We start from the raw sequence: 17,562 nt of genomic DNA, 5'->3' as shown, positions 1-17,562 counted from the left end.
GCTTGGACGGTTGCCTACCGCGTGCACAGAGGCAGTCTGCAAGTGGTGGTAACCGCTACGGCTCATACGAGTACTTGCGGATCGTCGACCCGCAGTAGCTAGCCGCTCAATATCAGGGGCAGGGGAAGGTCAGCCGCTTAGACGGTCGGGATCACCCCTGCCCCTGGTTCTAGAGACAGGCTCTGAAAAACGAGGAGGGAGAGGTATGTGCGCCGAGTGGATTTCCGGCGGGCAGGACGGGCTCATGTACTTGGGGAAGGAGGGGACGGAGGAGTACGGCGGTTACGTCGTCCAGGTGGACAGTGCGCCGAATCCTGAAAGGTGGTTTGCGTACGAGTACGACAACGAAAGCGGCGAAACCGTATGGGTTGGTGAGGCGCCTACTCGTGAGGCCGCACAGACGGCCGTAAAGGGTGAGTTCCTGTGCGAGATCTACCGCAATGATGAAAGCGGGCACTGCCCTTATCCGGGAGTGGTCATCCTAACCACCATTCACAAGGGCAAGCGGCTGCGCATGATCGTGTGCGAGGAACACTCGGGAGTCTTGGAGGGGTGGGAAAGAATTCGGCTAGAGGAGTACCGGACTCAGATCGGGCTCATCCCCAATGAACCGATCATTGGGGAGCGGATCTCCTCCACTCGACCTCCCATCCATCCGTGAGCCCGGCATTTTCCATACCGTCAAAGGAGAGAACGAGTGAGTAAGACGCCCAAACGTATTGCTGGCTGCCCGGTCATCAGGGCTGTCCCCTTCGCTTCCAGGCTCGGCGAAAAACCCTATCTGTGTCTTGTGATCGTCGATAGAGGAGAGGAATTCTCGGAACGGGGCAGGTTCGCGGTCCTGGAGGCCTCCAGCAGTAATGGTGTGCAGTGGCATGGCTACTCAGGCCACTATGACCTTACCCCGGAACGCGCTGGGGTGGTTTTCAATGAGCGCCTGGCAGAACTGGGCACCCGAGTGGTGACCTACGGCAATCCGAGCCCTGAAGAGGGCGGCACTAGCACGTCATTGCTCGGCCAGTAGATAGCCAGCGAGGTTAGAGCATGGGATATTCCCGTGCTCTTTCCTCGACGTCTATTCGGACGGCGACAGAGGAGGCGAGATGCAAAAACACACTCATACAGCTGTCGGGTTGGGGCCCAACATCTTCGGTTTCCAGGTTCGTGTCGGGTGGACACCGGGGGTCGCAGGGGCCTACCTAGCGGTTTGCGAAAATGACGGCACGGAGCTAGTCAGCCGCATCAAGCCAGATATGGAGATCGAGATTCCTTACGACCCAAGTGATGAGGACTATGAACAGTCCGAACTGAACGGGGTGGTCCTGGATGCGCTTCGGTCTGAGCACATGGGGTGCGATTCGGCGGACTGGATTAATGATCCAGTAACTGTGATTTGGGAATTGGCAGACCACGGAGACCTGACGTGGGTTCCCGAGATTGGGCGAAAGAAGGGGTGAGTATGGGAGCGGCAGAGCGGGCGAAGAGTGTTGGTCCCAACGAGGAACTAGGTCGCATGTGCTTTCGGATGGACCCACGATCGCGCATGAGGCCTTAGAGGAGCGCTTGAGGGGCCGCAGAACTCCATGAGCGTCTGGAGCACTGAGCCTTGTCTTTGAGGCCATCAGCAAGGCTCGGCTCGGTACGCTGACCCGCGAGAGGCAGCGAGGCCATGCCAGACGGCCCTACAGGACGTCAGACCCTGTCGGGACCGCCGAGCGCGGGAGCGAATCGACGAAACGGAGAGAAAATGGCACGGGTTGAAGCACGGAATCTCGTCGAAGGAGACGTGATCCTTAGAGACGGGAAGCGGTGGAATGTCCAGTACACGCCCCGTGCGCAGGATTTCAGTCCCCAAATGAGGGTGATTGTTTGGGAAGAAGGGACGAACGGGCGTAACGTAGGGCTCTGGCTGGAGAAGTCGGAGTATGTGGAAGTGGAAGGAGGGTGACGACGGGAAGGCAGTAGAGCAACGCTGAGCCCCCATGGCGCGTTGCAGGGATTGGGCCTGAGGGCTCAACAGGATAAATCGCGAAAAGAGCGGGAGGGGTCATGATGAGGTACGACGCAGAAACGGAACGCATCGTCAAGCAGGACAAGGCCGTTCGTGAGGCTGGTGAGTTCTCTGAGCGGAATGGCTTCCAGTCCTATCGCTGCGGGGACCTGAAGCGAACTGTCGCTGATGCGAGAGCGGCTGCCGGACAGGGGGCATATGACGGCGCCCGCGTGGAGTTCAACGACGCGACAGGCCGGATGACGATTCATCCGACGGATGACCGTCCGGTGATCGTGTACGAGGGGCGCAAGAGCCCGTGAGTGAAGACAGGCTCACCCGTACCGAGTTAAAAAAGAAAGCCCAAGACGAGATCATGCACATGATTTCGATGGTTTGGCATCACTGGCGGGATACCGGAACGGAGATTCCCTCAGGCCAGAGGGAAGAGTTCGACGCCATCCTGAAGCGCGAAGCGGACAGGGCGGCCCGACTGTATGGCTACGAAGAAGCCTGGATGAGCTAGGGGATCGGATGAGCGGCACCGCAACGGGCATGACGATCACCTATCGGTGTGGAGACTGCCAAGACGAATTCCAGGTCTACCAAGACGTACCCCGAGGCGCCTCACAGATCACGTTGGACGTGACAGAGGAGCACGAGGACTGCCCGAGTAGCTGAACATCTTCAGTGAGGGCCGGACACGAAGCTGTGTCCGGCCCTTTGCTGTAGGCGCCCAGCCGAACCAGCAGCCACAACGACAGGAGAGCAATAGAGGTGGAGAAAACCAGATTCGACGACATGGCATACGGCGCCTTAGGGAAGGCTGTTAAGGATGCCATGCCACATACAGAAGCCGATCCCATAGGCGTCCTGGCAACTGTACTCGCGTTCTACTCTGCTGCATTGAACGGCATCATCACTCAGCCGAACGGGCGGCCGATCGTCGTTTGGACAGCCCTCGTCGGCCCTTCCAACTTGGGACGTAAGGGCTATGCTCTTGCGACGGGTGAGGCCATACTGGCCGGTGATCTGGGGAACCTTTTGACGGAACGGCGTCATGAGGGGGTTTCTTCGGGGCCTACGCTCGTAGCGGCAATGCACGAACAGCTAGAGAGCACGCGTACGTCAGAGGGCGGGCCGGACGGCCGCGTGATCCTCTTCGATGACGAGTGGTCTAAAACTCTTCAGCTGGCAAACCGGTGCCCGAAGTTTCATGGTATCTGGCGTACTTCATGGGACGGTAAGCGAGTCTCCAACACCACCAAAGGGAAGGACGGAAAGCCTGTTGTACAAACCGTAGGGCGTCCACAGCTCGGCGGGCACTTTCATATTCAGCCGGAGCTGTGGGGTAAGTATGTTTCGCTAGTCGCGGCTCAAGGAGGGACCTATAACAGGATCCTCCCTGTCCTTACGATCCGATCCAAGCTGTTGCCGACAACGAATGAGGACCCGCTAAGCAATGTGAAGCCGAGCCGAGCCCTTGCGGCAGCCTATGAATGGGCTCGAAAAGGTAAGCATAAGCTAGCCTTCAGCGAGACTGCGAGAAGACTCTACGACGGGCTTCGGGAATCCTATGAGGATGAGCTGGCCGAGATGCCAAGAAACGTTGCGTGCTTCGTGGAGAGGGCTGCCGAACAGGTTCTTCGGGTCGCGTCTGTTCTGACAGTGGCCAATCGTAAAAGCGTCATAAGTGAGAAGGCACTCGAGGCCGCCCGGCACTTCGTGGACTACTCCATTGACTCGGTTAAGCAGCTGGTAGCTGATTCGGCGGCCAATACTGTAGTGCCCAAGCGGCCGCTGATCGACCGCATCATTACCGCGCTGACTGGCGCTGGGGGCAGCATGACCCGCACGCAGCTGCTGCAGGCCCTGGGCGGGCGCTTCAGCGCAGCCCAGATCGACGCTGCCGTCAGTGAAGCGCCCCAAGTTGAGCTCGAGCGGCTGCCGAGCACGCGGCCGGGTCCGAAGCCCACCGTCATCAAGCTGGTCGCTGTACAACCGGAAGGACTCGCGGGAGCCTCCTCCCATGTGAGTCCGGAGCCAGGCCAGGGGGCGCCTGAAGCGGCCGCTCCTCGGCTAGCGCGAGTGAAGGCCGCCCCGGCACCCATCCAGGAGCCGGAGGCTGTACAGACGTCAGGTGTCAGCCTCCAGGCGGCGCCTCGCAGGCCTGCAGAGTCTGCTAAGAAGAGGGCACCCGTTGGGGTGCCAGTACCGGCGTACGCCGGGCTCTTCTCCCACTAGTCCCGAGAGCTGTGCCCGTGAATCTATTTGAGAGGTGGCCGATTTAGTGGCCAGGTATGAAAATAGCGGGGATCCGGTGAGCAGGTATCGGGTACAGGCTGGGGCGCGATGCCCATACTGCTCTACAGGTCGATATCGAATGATCTGGGTTAACGAAACCTATGGATGGAGGTGTAGTAATGGCCTATATGGGGAGTGCCGTACCTGGTACCAGAGTCCTGCATCGATGATCCATGGGCCGGATTATGTGTGGGTAGTCGACCGTGGGCGGGTGAGCTTGATGCATGTCGATGCTGCACCTTCAAAGAATGCCCGCCCGATGAAACCCCTATAGAATAGGTCCTCAGGAAATAGCAGTAGCCGGGACGACCACCGCACGGGGGATTGGGGTAGGTATGGCACGCAGGCAAGAAGGGGAGAGGGAGCAGGCGCCTTACGGGGTCACCGTCCCAGTCGTCTCCCGCTACCTAGGGCAACTAGGTTTCAAGCGATCCTATAAGACAAAGAAAAACATCTTCTCCGGGTTTAGTGTACGGCCACTTGGCGACGGCCGGGTTTACGTGTGCTGGGTCGAGAGCCTAGACGAATACATGCGCCGATCGAGCGGGCGGGCCCTGGCGGAAGGGGAGTACCTTCCGGATCCCCCGATGGCCATTGAATATGCGGAGGCATACGCAGAGGCGCTATCGGCGCGCTACACGGTGCGTCTCGATGACAGCCGTGTCTTGGTTGAAGCGCTTGCTCAGGCTCCTACTAAACGCAGGGAATGCCAATTCGCTGACGCAGTTCGGGACCTGCTTCGCGGGGCGCAGGCCCTGCGTACGGGGGGTATGGCGGAGCACGACTCCGAGGGCTGTTCGGTGGTTCAGGAGGCTGACCACGTCCGAGTACACGTGCGGCCGTGGGGACGGGATGCAGATTGGACCGTGGAGGGATTTGATCAAGCCAGGAAGACGGTCGAACAGATCCTGAATGACGGCGGATTCGCCTACACATGGCACGAGCACCTTCACGCGACCGTCTTCAAGATCACCTCGCGGGCAGCGGGCAGCAAACAGCTTGAGACCCTGACGGATCAAGAAATTGACGCTGAGCTTCAAGCCGCGCTCGGCAAGTCAGGATCTGAACAAGTATTGCGTACTCACATCCCTGACACGTTCCGCCAAGAGCTCCTTAGCCGATACGCCGGGCGTGTGAAAGCTGCGGGGATACAAGGAAGCTACGGTGTTTCTATCCGCAGGACGCTCAAGCGCGGGAACGCTGTCTACCTTACTAATAGGGATTATGAGCCAGCCATCCCCCGAGGCGAGGTCAAGCTATCGGCGGCTCAAGATCGGGCAGTTCACTACATGCGACGCAATGGCGGTCGCTTGAGGATGAGCGAGGTGCCAGGAGTCAGCCGCTCAGTAATGAGAGCCCTTGAAAAGGCGGGACTGGTTACTGTTGAGAAGCACATCACCACGTATCTTTCGGATCGCGGAAGCCGCTGGTGGACTGCGGAACTCACGGAGGAAGGTTGGGGAGATCACCCCCGGGCGCCGCAGCCCCCAGAACCCGTGACGACTGTCCCGGAGCCCCGCACCAAGACTGAAGCCCCTCAGCCTGCCGCAGCAGATGTACTGCCGGAAAAGCCGCCAGTTCCGCTCGACCAGACACAGCAACTAACCGTCTACTGCGATCCGGCTACCAGAGCTATATACGAGCTTGGACGGCGCGTCACTTACAGACAACTTGACGGCTTCCTTCTGCACGGCACCGTGACAGAAATTTTCCTGGCCCCCCACACACGTGAACCACATGTGGCCTTCCTCTGCGAGAGCCGGTCAATTGCCCCTCGGAAAACGGATCGCGACTGGCAGAGCCGCAAGGTTTGGAAGCTAGAACCGCCCGAGCGCGTAGTGGTCGCCATTGATAAAAGGCTGTCGGTTTCGTGACGGCAGCGGTCAAGTAGGGCGGGACGATGAAGGTCATCGAAAGGTCACACCATGTCTAGCAACGGTGATGAGATTACCGTTCAGGTTTCCGGCGGATTCGCGCAGTTCTTTCAGGAGGGGAGTGGTCGTGTCAGCACCGATATGTGAGGCCGACGGCGTGGAGATGGAGTATTTCGAAGACGCTGTTGGGCGTGGCTGGCGGTGCCCGTCCTGCGGATGGGTGACTGAGAAAAATGACCCGGTGTGGGATGGAGAAAATTAGGGACGCGCCAGTAGTGGACATGAGGGACTACACCCCACGAGAAGGCTGCAATATGTGTGCAGGCTGGAAATGAAGTCCTTGCGCGCTGCATAACTGATAGCCTCCGTACACCCAACACCACAAACAGGAGACACAGAAGTGGCACAGAAGGTCACCGTTCTTCTCGTCGACGACCTCAACGGCGGAGAGGCGGACGAGACCGTGACGTTCGCTCTCGACGGCAAGTCGTACGAGATCGACCTAACTACCGACAACGCAGGCAAGCTGCGTGAGGCGCTGGCCGACTACGTGAAGGCGGCTCGTCGCACCGGCAAGGCGGCAGCCGGACGCAAGGCAGCCGCTGTCAAGGCGCCGGGGCAGGCGGCGGCCGGGCAGGACACCGCCAGGATCCGCGCCTGGGCCAAGGAGAACGGCTACAACGTCAACGACCGGGGCCGTGTCCCGGCCGAGATCCGCGAGGCGTTCGAGAAGGCCAACGCCTGATCCCTCGTGCTGCATCACCAGGAGGCCCGTTCCCCGGACACCAGGGACGGGCCTCTGGTACACCAGGGATCAGCAAGGGAAGGGATTTGGGGTATGCGGTGCAAGTGTGGTGCGGAAACTCGCGAGGAGCACATTCGGAGGTGCGAAGCGGGATATGGGGGGCACGTTTACCATCCTGGGTTCTCCCTGAATCAGAAGCGCAACATATGGCGTGTCGCCATCGTGGCTAAGTCCCGTGAGCAGGAGCGGATTTGCCGCGAGTGGGTTGAAGAGCACGGGTATGACGTCGCAGTCGTCTTTCGAGCTTCTGAAGGGCTCGGCTCGAAGCTCCCCGTCCTCACTGAAACGCTCCGAATCATGAGGGAGGGAGCCGAAGCTTCTCGGCTTGGCAGGGTGTTTGGGAAGGCCCGGAAGTTTGATGCATTGATCGCTGCGGACGCGGGAAGCTACTCGATGGAGTCTGCGGATCTTATGGAACTTCGGGATGCAGCCAGCAGGGCGGACGTAGCGGTTCTCACGACTGATGGCAGGAAGCTGACCGAAGGCGGCGCCTGGAGCCCGGGAGGCAGATTGTGACCTTACGTCAGGACCACGGCCCGGAGCCGGATGAGGAGATAAAAGCCCATCGGCCGGGGATTTGAGGAACACCCTCAGTCAGCCGACTCGGAAGCCATTCAATACGTAACGACGACAGGCATGGCCACCCTAGTCAACACCGACACAGGCCAGCTTCAGGACGTGGATTATCGCACGTGGAAGAAGGGGCAGGGCGATGGCTGAAAACTCGACAGGTGCCAACGAGGAAGCCGATTTGACGAACACACCCACAACGTGGGAAGCACGGGCTATGCACGGGCACCTCATGCAGTACGGAATCCTAGGCTGGGACGAGGATGGTCACCCTAGACTGTCTTCGTGGGATGCACTGCACAGCTCTAATTGCCACTGCTTCGATGAAGAAGATGGAGAGGACTCGGAGCCGATCCCGGACTGGTGATTCCCGCTGAAGACCTCAAGGCCCTCGCTGAGGCCCGCTATGTGCTGGCCCCTACTCCGCACCTATAGGAGAAATCATGGCTACGGATAGCGCACCCATCGAATACCCGGACGATCCCGAAGCCGAAGCGTACGAGGCGTTCTATGAAACAGTTCAGGGAATCTACAGTGCCGTAGTCGCGCAGCGCTGCACCGATGAAGAAGGCTGGCCCCTCATCCTCGACGCTTTGGTAGAAACACGCAGAACCATTGAATCGCTGCGTGAGAGCGCTAAACGCTCCCGAAAGTAGCTTAACGGACCGTCTGATGAGAAGCCCCCTTCCTGAGGGGGCTTCAGCAAGAAACCCCTCGTCGAGGGGGTTTGTCGCTATAGCCTGTCGAGTCAGCGCATTGCCCGACAGCTCGGTGACTGATGAACCTACGGACTGACAGGGACACCATGAGTGAATCTCAAGAACTCAACCTTCTCGTAGTGGATTGGGACTTCTTCTTCCCAAATCCATCGTACGGTGCCCGGATCGGGGAAGATGTGCTGTTGTACGACTGGACGCACGCGGAGACACAGTTTCATACCGGCGAACTTATTTGGGGGACTCGCGCCAACGGATTCTTGCGGAACGACCTACCGTTGCCGAAATGCCGAGACTATGAGAACTTCTGGAGCCGGTTCAACTTCGACGAAGAGGGCGCTCCACTTCTCTTCGGGGACAGCAACTTACACGCTGCTTTCATTCGACCCGCAACCTTCGGCTGGGATCAACAGGCATGGTCTACGGTCTCCCTCTGGGATGCACACCATGACAGCGGATATCCAGATCCCCGCAAATATCAGAGCCTCGCAGAATGGCGTGAACGAGGAACAGTCACCTGCGAAGACTGGATGCTTGTGCACCACGACCTTGGTAGCCGCCTTGAGGTTGTCTACCCTTCGTGGCGCACGCGCGTTGAGGGTATCGAAACTGGCCCCCTCATCGAAGTGAACCGCCGTATTGATGACGGCTCCAAGCCGGACACCGTGTATCACGCAGTGTACGTGTGCCGGTCTGGCGCATGGGTGCCCTCATGGTGCGATGAACAGTTTGAGGAGTTTCTGGCAAGCTTTGGGGGGCCTGGAATGGAAGTGTCCGGGAATCAGTGGGTGCAGCCACGACCAGACGTCGTTGCGCAGGCTCGGAAAGTACTCGAGCTTCAGCAACGCTTTGGGCACTTGTTGGCGGAAGAGTCTTTGAAGAGTTCTGACACCTGGGGCTGACACCACGTCAAGGAGGAGCGCAAGTAATGTCCGAGGAATCGGCAGTATGCATGGATGCAGAGATGCGCGAGGCGTTCGAGCACGCGATTCACACGAGATCGGGATACTTCGGCGATGTCCCAGAGGCGGTACTTGATCGGCTCGCAGAAGTGGGAATTGCTTATCAGGACACCGACGAGGAGCTACACCAACTGACGGACAAGGGATGGGAACTGGGTACCCTGCCGGACCCCGTATCGCCCGGCGGAGTCAAGTACCGCATGGCGGACGCCGCACGGTGGGTGATTCCCGTCGACCTCGTCGACCCCGCTCCAGATACCCGTGGCCCCGGATTCCCCACGGTGCGGCCAAAGTCCGTGACGCTCACCCTCACACCCAACCGGGCGGGGATCTGGTGCGTGGAAAGCATCGCCGTATGGGGCCCCAAGGTCAAGGACGGGAGTGTCACCACGACCCGTCACTATTCCACTCTGTTTTCGGACTTGATGAACCCGGTCTTCGAGACGCCGACGTGGCTGCGGGGCATCTGCCAGGAATGGGCCGACCGTGCCAACGGACAGGATTTCTGGTCGCGGTCGCCGAAGAAGTCGGCGATGACCCTGGAGGACCGGGTCGCGCGACTGGAGAAGCTGGCTGGAGTGGAGAGCTGATGGCGGGCAAGCGTCTGAGCACCGAGGCGATCAGGGCACTTATCGAGTGTGGCAGGTGGCCCGCGATCGAGTATGTCAACCACACTGCGGACGCGACCAACTGATCCAACCATGGGGGACTAACTACGAGCTCACGCCGACCTGTTCAACCGCTCCTACGGCCAACGATGCAAGTGGCACGAATGTTGGGGCAGCGCGATGCCCTACGACTTCGCGCGTGATTAAGTAAGCCCCGTGAGGAGACAGGACCGGTTCGAATCCGGCGCGGGGCACTCGTAGATCGACGTCTATGGGGAGGAACCTGGTGCACGTAGTCAAAGGAAAAGTACGTACGGTCTCTCGACCCGACGGGTCAACCTATCAGAAGTGTGCTCCAGACAAGACGTTCCGCTCCGGAATCGAAATGCTCCTCTGGGCTATTCGAAGCGGCGAAATCAACAGCTACAAGCTTCCACGCAATGGCGATCGGCGGGCGCGGGTGTCCGAAGTCCACTTCAATAGGAATCCTGGCTGGTGGGGGGACCTCTTTTCTCAGTTTCCAAACTACGTGTGGACGATCGATCACTGGTATGCCATGCGCGCTGCACAGCAGCGCGTACGCGAGCTTTGGCACTACCTCTCTGAAATCGAGCCAGAGTGGCAGGACGGGAGGAAGATCCACTACATGGACAACAGTATTGAGCTAATCCAGGTCAATAAGTACGGGCGTGAGCGTCGCCAGAGACTCGTCTGGCCGAGCGGGGACGCCTGCTACTGACGACGGCACGAATGTACAAGGGACAGGCGCGGACAAGTGGCCGACAAGAAGCGCGGCCGTAAGACCGGTGGCCCTATCTTTGTCGCTGAACGCGCAAGGCATGAGCGGCACATGCGGCAGCTTCGCCATCTAGCGTGACGGCAAAAGCCCTTTGTGGGTTGTTAGAATCCCCCTCCCTGAGGGGGATTCTTTGCTAGATTTGGATGGATCCCGCTGAGTAGGCAGAGGAAGGACGCTTATGGCTAAGCACATTCATGTTGGCGAGGCGAAGACGGATGGTCGGACCGGGCTAAGCGTCTGGCCATGGTATGCGCTTACCGGCTCGATTATCCAGCGGAAAGACGGGTATCAGGTGAAGTTAGTGGTCTCGGGTCAAGTTCGATACTCAAAGACCCTCTTCCCTTCCCTTCAAGAGGCTATTGACTTCGCGGAAAGGTGTTTCGACCGGGCGGAAGGCCCGCAGTAAGGTGCCAGGTAGAACGCGCTATGCAGTCGACTGGGGGTTTTCTGAAGTGCGAGTAGTCGAGTACAACGTCGAGCGGCGGCATACTGAGCGGCTCGGGGAATACCATGTCGTTGTTGCCGTGACGCTGAGAGGCGCACGCAAGGAGGTCCACAGGTACAAGGATTGGCAGCGTGCCGAGAAGGTGGCGGCGGTGCTGAACGAATTCGCACTATGCGAGTGGTAGGAAAAGAATGACCGACGAGAAGCGGTTCTGGACAACGGTGAAGGACGGTAAAGCCGAGTGATCGAGAAGAAGCGTGTAGCTGTCTACACCCGGGTCGCCCGGGATAAGGATCCCTCGCCGTTGATGACGCAGCGGGCGGAGACTGAGTAGGCCGAATCTTGGACGGTCATAGTGCGACGCGAGACTAACGAGCAGAGTTAGGCACTCGAAGTGCTGAACACAAAAAGGGCCCCTCCCCTCGGATTCGTCCGAGGGGAGGGGCCTTTTTTCGTTTTGCCTACTTGTCTACCTGGGTTCCGCGAAGCTCAGCCTCAAACGGACTGTCCGTGTACAGGGCCTTGATGGTCTTAGTGTCCTCGTGCCGGGCAGCAGCAACACCGATGCCCAGAAGGGCGGCTGCAGAGCTCAGCATGGCTTCCCACGGGATGTTTGGCCAGATGACCGGCAGGGATATGACGATCGCGGAGACAACGGCGTGGATTCGCACGCCATGCTTCGACAGAAAATTATTAATACTTCATCACCTCTCGAGTCAGTGTCCTGAAACCGGTTAGGAGAACAGCCGCTTCCACGTGACCGGCCCCGGGTAGCCGTCCGCGTCGCCGCCAGACCAGCCCTGAGCAAGCTGGAAGGCCCTCGTAGCGGCCTTGTCGGCCCCTGTCCACTGCGGGCCCGCACCGACGCTGTAGAAGCGCCTGTAGCCCTTCTCAATGAGCCGCTTACCGAGCATGGTCACGTACTTGTTTTCCTCGCCAGGACCGAAGAAGTCGGCCCCAGGGAAGGGCGGATAGTCGGGCTTAGACGGCGTCGGGTCGCTCGGCTTCCTGCCCAGCTGGGCAGCAACGTCCTTACGGAACTGGTCCATGTCGAACGATGGGTCCACCTTCCGGCGAGTGCCTTCGCCGTGGCCGATGACCGAGTTCTCTGTCCAGCCGTGGAACCGGCAGATCGCGGCAGCCCACTTCACCGCCGCCTCGTACTGCTCGGCAGGGTACGGGTCCTCGCCGTCCCCCTCGTTCTCTATCTCGATGCCGTAATAGTGGGCGTTGCCGTCGACAGGCTCGCCGCGATCCGGGTCAGGGTGGTCCTCGGACTCGTCGACGACTGCCTGATGCGCGTTAGCTGCGAAGGTACCGGCGTGATTGGCCCGGCCGTTGCCAATCATCGTGATGGTGCCGTCCTTCGCAAGGTGCGAATGACACAGAGGGCCTGGAAGTTCGTCGTCTCCTGTGTAGCAGTAGTCAAGCGAGTCATCGTCTGCAGTGTGATGGATAACCACGCCGTTCATCGGCCCCCAAGGGCCCTTGTGATTACGGTTGTGGGACCGCCAATCGTCGTACTCGTCAGCGTCTATGCCCTCCGCTTCCAGAGCCTCAATGAACTGATCTGCTGTCATAGGGGGAGCCATTAGGCCTCCTGTGTCGTGGTGTCTGCCAGCCGGACAACGGCCAGCCGGGACGGGTCGATTGAGGTGAGGAGATGCACCAGCCGTGCGTTTTCTGCCTCGATACGGGACAGCCGGTTCTTGATTTCGGTCAGGTCGCCTGCCAGCCGGTCAGCGCGCTCCTTCTGGGCCTCTGCCTCCTCGCGCCACACGCGTGCAGAGCTGGTGCGGCTGGCTGCGAGAGCGACAACGGCGGCCGCTATGAGAGAGGCGAAGGCGCCTGCTGACTGGAGCAGATGCGAAACATCCATATGGCTCCTGTGCATTGGGCATGAAAAAAGCCGGGCAATCGCCCGGCCCTAGCTGTCTATGCGGCCTAGCCCATCCCCGCCCAATAACAGGTCATGCCATCAGCCATGTCCCCCAGCGTCAGGGAGGCCGGGAGGCTGGTCAGTGTCGTGCTGGACGTCTGCAACCATCTGTAGGCCCCGTTCACATCGGCCGCCTTGGCTCCCGCCGTCGTCGAGCTTGCCCCCCAGTTCGTTGCAGCCAGGTAGGGAACTGTCGTACCCGCCCCCTTGACCAGGATTGCTATGTAGTAGCTGCCGGGGGAGAGGCTGACCGAGTTCGAGAGCGAGAAGGCGGCCATCTGGCCGCCTATGTTGTGCGTCTCCGGGAAAGCAGCCTTGAGGCTGGGTGTGGTGGCGAGACGCTGAAGCGCCGAGTTGTAGACGCCCAAATAAGCATCTGTGACAGTCGAATTGGGTTTGTCGAAACCCATCACATGACACGCGACCCGGGAAATGGTCGACGCCGCTCTGAGCGGCACACCGACGAGATAGAGGCGTCCAGCCTCAGACGGCCGGTCACCCGGGGTCCGGGAACCTGCCGACAGGTCGTAGGACCACGACCGCAGACCCCAGTCATCCGGCTGCCATGTGCCCGGCAGCTGCTGGACCGGTAGCTGAGCCGCCGGGACACGGCCTGCGGGGTCGAGCGAGGCCACACCCCCGGCGGCGCCTCGAGCAGCGAGCGCCAGGGCGCCGACGTCGGCCGCCGTGTGTGTATGGGCTGCGGGGGCTGCACCAGTCTCAGCGGCTGTATGGGTGTGACTCGTCGGCGCGGCCCCTATGTCGGAGGCCTGCAGCATGACGTCCCCGACGTAGCCCTGGACGGACGTGACAGAGGCCCCGCCGGACGCCGCTGGCAACTGAGCCGATGGGACCTTCCCGTCAGCCCCCAGAGTGGCTATCCCTGTCGGGGCTCCCAAGAGCCCGAGGACGGCTGCTCGGTCACCGTGCGGGTCGAGAGCCGTCAGGTGATCGCTGAGGCGGTCGCCGACATCCGCCGCCAGGAGCGCGACCCTCGTTGCTCCGAAGTCGACGTACAACCGCTCGAGACCGTCTGGGCCGTAGAACGATGGCACCATGCCGAAGTCATCGGCGACCAGCTCTGTGATCGGGGAGCCGTCGACGGCAGTCAGGTCCGTGATCTGTGTCGCCCCGCCGGACGGGCCGTCCCACACTGTGCCTCGAGCCCCAGGCACACGGGCGCCAGAGGCGTCCTCGGCCACATCGGCCGCCGTGCCCCCAAAGAGATGCCGTGTCATTCCTACTCCCTCAGTTCAGCCGCTTCATATACGCCAGAGATCGTCAGATAGCCCCTACGAGGGATCACGCCGAGTCCATCCATTCCAGACGCAACACTGCTGGTACTAGGGCTGAACAGATACATCTGTGTCGCCGTTGAGCCCCGGTTTGTCTTCCCGACGACGTGGATGAAGTTGGGCAGCGAAGCAGCACCGCCGGAGCTGTTGTTGTCGATATGGCCCGTGAACACTTGGCCCGTCCGCCCATTAGCCGGAACGGGAAGCGTCAGACGGTATGCCCACTCCCCGTTAGAGACCTTCGCATCAGTGGAAGCCGTGTTCTCCAAATAGGCGGAGAACCACACCACGTTGGGGGCTATCCACCGCCAACGACCCTGGCGAGTTGCGACATTAGTGCCCCCAACAAGGCTCGGAGTGTACGTCTTGGACTTTCCGAAATGCCGTGTGATGACATAGCCGTCCCGGCCAACCCACCCCTCATACTGTGAGTCATCCCCGTTGGTATCCATGTCATAGATGAATGAGCCTGAGGGCAGCAGTTTGGCGCTCTCAGTCACGTTCCAGGGATACGCAACAGGCGTCGGCACATTGAACGGTGCACGACTGTCAAGCGCGATGCTGGCGTCCCGTGCCGCCGCGTGCACCTCGTACAAGGGCATTTCCCAAAGGCCGCCCGGCTGGCGTCGTGGCTGAGGCGCAACAGGGGTCGCAGACGGAGTACCAGGCAGGACCGCCAGATTCACCGAACTCTTGGCTATGTCAGCCTGGAGGACGATGAGATCCCTACGTGCCCGGTCAGTTGGATTGGGGGCGATCGTCACAGACATTGCCGCTGTGAGCTGGTAGTAGAAACCACCCACCCATGCCTTCCCCGGAGTCACTTCTACACTGCGGCCGTTGACGATTCGGGCATCGAACGGGAGCTGACCGGAAGTTCCCGTGAGCTGGAAATCCACACGATCGCCGCCCCACATGGTGGCCATCTGCTGCCACTGCGCTTGGCCGACGACCGCTGAACCGCCATTTGCGTTGTCCGCGTTGAACGGATAGCTGATCTCTGCCAATTCACATCCTCGCCTCGAGCTTACGAATCTTCTTCTGCATCTCGTACACAGTCCGGTAGAGATTCAGAGGCTCACCTGTGCCCTGCTGGCCGACCTTCGGCTGTACATCGGTGGCGCTACCACCGCTGTCGACCGAGACGACAACCTCTCGCACAACGTCGCTGTACTCAGTGCCGTCCACGGCAACCGTCACGATGTCGCCCACGAAATAATGTTCACCAAACCGACAGTCGGGGGTATCGAGAGGGTAGATCTGAAAATTGCCCGCCTTCTGCCCCTGATCGAGGGCAGCGGAGGCGGCCTCCACGACGGCCTTCTTGGCCGCCTGGAAGTCAGCATCAGACATAGCCGGATCCGACTTCACCGGCTGACCCGTGCTCTTGTCGACCTTCAACTGAATATCCCGACGGTCAATGAACTGCTCGATCTGCAGCCCCCATTCAGCCTCGGAGGCGCTGTCTATCTGCTGGTAGTAGTAGCGCTCAAGGCCCTCCCCGGCGCAGCCCACGATGGCCCGAGTAACTTTCGGCGCTGTGAGCGTCCACGTGTACTCGCGCAAGGTCCCCAGCTCAGGGCTCAGCCGCACATCCTTGGACAGGTCGCGAGGTTGATAAATGTCAAGATCGATTTTTTGGGAACCGGCGTTGTAGATGAACCGATAAGCAACCTGCCGGGCCTTGCACCATTCCTCGAGTTTGGAGCCGATGACATCGAACCTCAGCGAGTCGGCCAGGCCCGAACTAAGCGCGGCAGGCGTGAGATTGATGCCTGAGATCTGCCGGTCTGAGAGAGCACCCGGCCCTAGCGCCTGGTTCAGCTCCGTGTAAATCATTTCCCCAGCTGTACCACTGCCGCTCAGCTGCCGGTTAGGCAGCGTCGCCCGGTACTGCTGAGAAACCGGCCTAGCAGGGTCAGGGAAGGCAAGACGCCGATAGGCAAGCGTGTTATGGCACTTCCCAGCCACGTATAGAGAACCGGGTCCGGTGTGCTGAACCTTCGTCCAATATCTTTGAAAGGTGTCGATCTGCCCAGACAGGACGGGACGGGGTACCCCATCCTGCCAGATGACAACACCGCCGCCTTTTTCAAGCAGCAAGGCTTGAGGAGTGCCGCTCTTGACGAGCAGTTGCCAAGAACCCTCCTGACAGAATCGTACCGTGAAGTTAAGAGAGATCCATTCGTCTATCTCGCCAATGCGCTTCAGCTCACGGTCGAAGACCTCAACGCGGTATCCCAGAATTCCCCCTAGACATAGCTTGCGTACCGTGGATGAAACGACAGAACTACGGCCGCTTGCCCTGCCCCTGTGACCACAGAAACTGATGCACTGGTCTCTCCTGGCTCCACGGCCCAAAACTGCGGGGCCGTGTCGAGCCGACTCCAGTAATTCGCCCCCAGATCATCCCGAACCGTCTTCTTCCCCGGACGAGTATCGATCGTGAGCACACGACCCGAAGGCACCAAATCAGCCCCGCCCGGGGTCGGGGAAGCCTTCACTACGTCCCCGTAAGGACTGGTGAGGCTGAATGACTTGATGGGGCCGTGAAGGGCCCAGACGGGCCAAGCCTCAATATCCCCTGGGTTGCTGATCGTGAGGGGCTGGCCCGACCCTCCCATGATTCCGCTGCTGATACGCATCGGGAAGAGTCGTTCGGTCGTGCTGAGGAAAGGAGTGCCAGCGCCGAATTCCCAACGCGTCGACTGGGGTCGGGTCGGATAGAACCAGGGGTCCAAAGCTGTGAAGGTGAGCCCGTACTTTGCCCAGGTAAACCCGGAGGTGTCCGCCGTCTCCGAGCCTTCCATGCCGCCCTTGTAGTAGACCGTAAGCTGACGAGTCTCCGAACTCCCCTCAGTGAACCTGAGCAGGCAATGCCCGCGTTTCGGATTGAGGGCCTGATAGAGCTTTCGTTTGAGCCCATTGACGGTTGTGCGGTCGACGCCATACAGATATACCGGGATCATGATTTCGCGGGCAGCAGCCCTCGATGACCTGTAGATGGAGCCATCGAGGTTCGGGCTGTCGTCGGAGAAGAGACCGAACGGCGGCATATCAAGGCCGGTAGCGCCCGGCTGCATAATGATTGCTGGCCAAGAGGAGTCACCGAAGGAAGTCAGGGATATTTCTTCTCCCTGACCATTGTTTCCTGTGATGGAAACGCTGGTCCGACCCCAATCGATGGGTACGGGCGGCACCGGCCTGTTGATCACTGCTGGCGGCGGTGCCGCCCGTACGGGTATTGGAATGCTG

19 protein-coding genes are annotated in these 17,562 nt (G+C 60.1%); 13 read left to right on the top strand and 6 right to left on the bottom strand.

The features are described 5' to 3' along the window. Nucleotides 1-205 precede the first annotated feature (205 nt). From ACIG36_RS13425 to ACIG36_RS13365, 13 genes are all read left to right on the top strand, one after another. The gene (locus tag ACIG36_RS13425) at nt 206-661 is read left to right on the top strand and encodes a hypothetical protein (RefSeq protein WP_399926258.1); all 456 of its coding nucleotides are present in this window, start codon (nt 206-208) and stop codon (nt 659-661) included. 36 nt (nt 662-697) lie between these two features. Further along, on the top strand, nt 698-1,024 hold the full coding sequence (locus ACIG36_RS13420; protein WP_399926256.1) for a hypothetical protein: 327 nt from the start codon (nt 698-700) through the stop codon (nt 1,022-1,024). 229 nt (nt 1,025-1,253) lie between these two features. Then, a complete protein-coding gene (locus tag ACIG36_RS13415; RefSeq protein ID WP_399926254.1) occupies nt 1,254-1,457 on the top strand; it encodes a hypothetical protein in 204 nt (67 codons plus the stop codon). Nucleotides 1,458-2,049: 592 nt separating this feature from the next. Next, on the top strand, nt 2,050-2,313 hold the full coding sequence (locus ACIG36_RS13410; protein WP_399926252.1) for a hypothetical protein: 264 nt from the start codon (nt 2,050-2,052) through the stop codon (nt 2,311-2,313). Further along, on the top strand, nt 2,310-2,516 hold the full coding sequence (locus tag ACIG36_RS13405; RefSeq protein WP_399926250.1) for a hypothetical protein: 207 nt from the start codon (nt 2,310-2,312) through the stop codon (nt 2,514-2,516). The genes ACIG36_RS13410 and ACIG36_RS13405 overlap by 4 nt, the downstream gene beginning before the upstream one ends. A 251-nt stretch (nt 2,517-2,767) precedes the next feature. After that, complete coding sequence (locus ACIG36_RS13400; RefSeq protein WP_399926248.1) at nt 2,768-4,234, top strand: DUF3987 domain-containing protein; 1,467 nt, start codon at nt 2,768-2,770, stop codon at nt 4,232-4,234. 647 nt (nt 4,235-4,881) lie between these two features. After that, a complete protein-coding gene (locus ACIG36_RS13395; protein WP_399926246.1) occupies nt 4,882-6,168 on the top strand; it encodes a hypothetical protein in 1,287 nt (428 codons plus the stop codon). Between the two features lie 400 nt (nt 6,169-6,568). Next, nucleotides 6,569-6,913 carry an Lsr2 family protein gene (locus ACIG36_RS13390; protein WP_399926244.1) on the top strand — a complete coding sequence of 115 codons (345 nt, stop codon included), beginning with the start codon at nt 6,569-6,571 and terminating at the stop codon, nt 6,911-6,913. Nucleotides 6,914-7,135: 222 nt separating this feature from the next. Continuing rightward, on the top strand, nt 7,136-7,489 hold the full coding sequence (locus ACIG36_RS13385) for a hypothetical protein (protein ID WP_399926242.1): 354 nt from the start codon (nt 7,136-7,138) through the stop codon (nt 7,487-7,489). 497 nt (nt 7,490-7,986) lie between these two features. Next, nucleotides 7,987-8,199 carry a hypothetical protein gene (locus ACIG36_RS13380; RefSeq protein ID WP_399926240.1) on the top strand — a complete coding sequence of 71 codons (213 nt, stop codon included), beginning with the start codon at nt 7,987-7,989 and terminating at the stop codon, nt 8,197-8,199. A 149-nt stretch (nt 8,200-8,348) separates the two neighbouring features. Then, the gene (locus tag ACIG36_RS13375) at nt 8,349-9,161 is read left to right on the top strand and encodes a hypothetical protein (protein ID WP_399926238.1); all 813 of its coding nucleotides are present in this window, start codon (nt 8,349-8,351) and stop codon (nt 9,159-9,161) included. A gap of 26 nt (nt 9,162-9,187) precedes the next feature. After that, complete coding sequence (locus ACIG36_RS13370; protein WP_399926236.1) at nt 9,188-9,811, top strand: hypothetical protein; 624 nt, start codon at nt 9,188-9,190, stop codon at nt 9,809-9,811. Between the two features lie 304 nt (nt 9,812-10,115). Beyond that, nucleotides 10,116-10,568, top strand: coding sequence for a hypothetical protein (locus ACIG36_RS13365; protein ID WP_399926235.1), 453 nt, complete (start codon nt 10,116-10,118; stop codon nt 10,566-10,568). A gap of 1,239 nt (nt 10,569-11,807) precedes the next feature. On the opposite strand, the gene ACIG36_RS13360 is transcribed toward ACIG36_RS13365, so the two are convergent. From ACIG36_RS13360 to ACIG36_RS13335, 6 genes are all read right to left on the bottom strand, one after another. After that, nucleotides 11,808-12,653, bottom strand: a complete 846-nt coding sequence (locus tag ACIG36_RS13360; protein ID WP_399926233.1) for a peptidoglycan-binding protein — start codon at nt 12,651-12,653, stop codon at nt 11,808-11,810. 11 nt (nt 12,654-12,664) lie between these two features. Next, nucleotides 12,665-12,952, bottom strand: a complete 288-nt coding sequence (locus ACIG36_RS13355; protein ID WP_399926232.1) for a hypothetical protein — start codon at nt 12,950-12,952, stop codon at nt 12,665-12,667. 65 nt (nt 12,953-13,017) lie between these two features. After that, the gene (locus tag ACIG36_RS13350; protein ID WP_399926230.1) at nt 13,018-14,250 is read right to left on the bottom strand and encodes a hypothetical protein; all 1,233 of its coding nucleotides are present in this window, start codon (nt 14,248-14,250) and stop codon (nt 13,018-13,020) included. 2 nt (nt 14,251-14,252) lie between these two features. After that, nucleotides 14,253-15,314: a hypothetical protein gene (locus ACIG36_RS13345; RefSeq protein ID WP_399926228.1), complete on the bottom strand. Its 1,062-nt coding sequence runs from the start codon at nt 15,312-15,314 to the stop codon at nt 14,253-14,255. Between the two features lies 1 nt (nt 15,315). After that, nucleotides 15,316-16,668 carry a siphovirus ReqiPepy6 Gp37-like family protein gene (locus ACIG36_RS13340; RefSeq protein WP_399926226.1) on the bottom strand — a complete coding sequence of 451 codons (1,353 nt, stop codon included), beginning with the start codon at nt 16,666-16,668 and terminating at the stop codon, nt 15,316-15,318. Beyond that, complete coding sequence (locus tag ACIG36_RS13335; protein WP_399926224.1) at nt 16,560-17,507, bottom strand: phage tail domain-containing protein; 948 nt, start codon at nt 17,505-17,507, stop codon at nt 16,560-16,562. The genes ACIG36_RS13340 and ACIG36_RS13335 overlap by 109 nt, the downstream gene beginning before the upstream one ends. Between the last annotated feature and the right edge of the window lie 55 nt (nt 17,508-17,562).

The organism is Streptomyces sp. NPDC053048 (assembly GCF_044547045.1).
Lineage (GTDB): Bacteria > Actinomycetota > Actinomycetes > Streptomycetales > Streptomycetaceae > Streptomyces.
The sequence above is the reverse complement of the archived record's forward strand: the minus strand, read 5'-3'. Positions and strand labels throughout refer to the sequence as shown.

Excerpts from the sequence above, each read along its gene's own strand:
- ACIG36_RS13360 (WP_399926233.1), bottom strand. The coding sequence starts at position 12,653 with ATGACAGCAGATCAGTTCATTGAGGCTCTGGAAGCGGAGGGCATAGAC.
- ACIG36_RS13355 (WP_399926232.1), bottom strand. The coding sequence starts at position 12,952 with ATGGATGTTTCGCATCTGCTCCAGTCAGCAGGCGCCTTCGCCTCTCTC.
- ACIG36_RS13415 (WP_399926254.1), top strand. The coding sequence starts at position 1,254 with ATGGAGATCGAGATTCCTTACGACCCAAGTGATGAGGACTATGAACAG.
- ACIG36_RS13370 (WP_399926236.1), top strand. The coding sequence starts at position 9,188 with ATGTCCGAGGAATCGGCAGTATGCATGGATGCAGAGATGCGCGAGGCG.
- ACIG36_RS13425 (WP_399926258.1), top strand. The coding sequence starts at position 206 with ATGTGCGCCGAGTGGATTTCCGGCGGGCAGGACGGGCTCATGTACTTG.
- ACIG36_RS13395 (WP_399926246.1), top strand. The coding sequence starts at position 4,882 with ATGGCCATTGAATATGCGGAGGCATACGCAGAGGCGCTATCGGCGCGC.
- ACIG36_RS13380 (WP_399926240.1), top strand. The coding sequence starts at position 7,987 with ATGGCTACGGATAGCGCACCCATCGAATACCCGGACGATCCCGAAGCC.
- ACIG36_RS13350 (WP_399926230.1), bottom strand. The coding sequence starts at position 14,250 with ATGACACGGCATCTCTTTGGGGGCACGGCGGCCGATGTGGCCGAGGAC.
- ACIG36_RS13410 (WP_399926252.1), top strand. The coding sequence starts at position 2,050 with ATGATGAGGTACGACGCAGAAACGGAACGCATCGTCAAGCAGGACAAG.
- ACIG36_RS13375 (WP_399926238.1), top strand. The coding sequence starts at position 8,349 with ATGAGTGAATCTCAAGAACTCAACCTTCTCGTAGTGGATTGGGACTTC.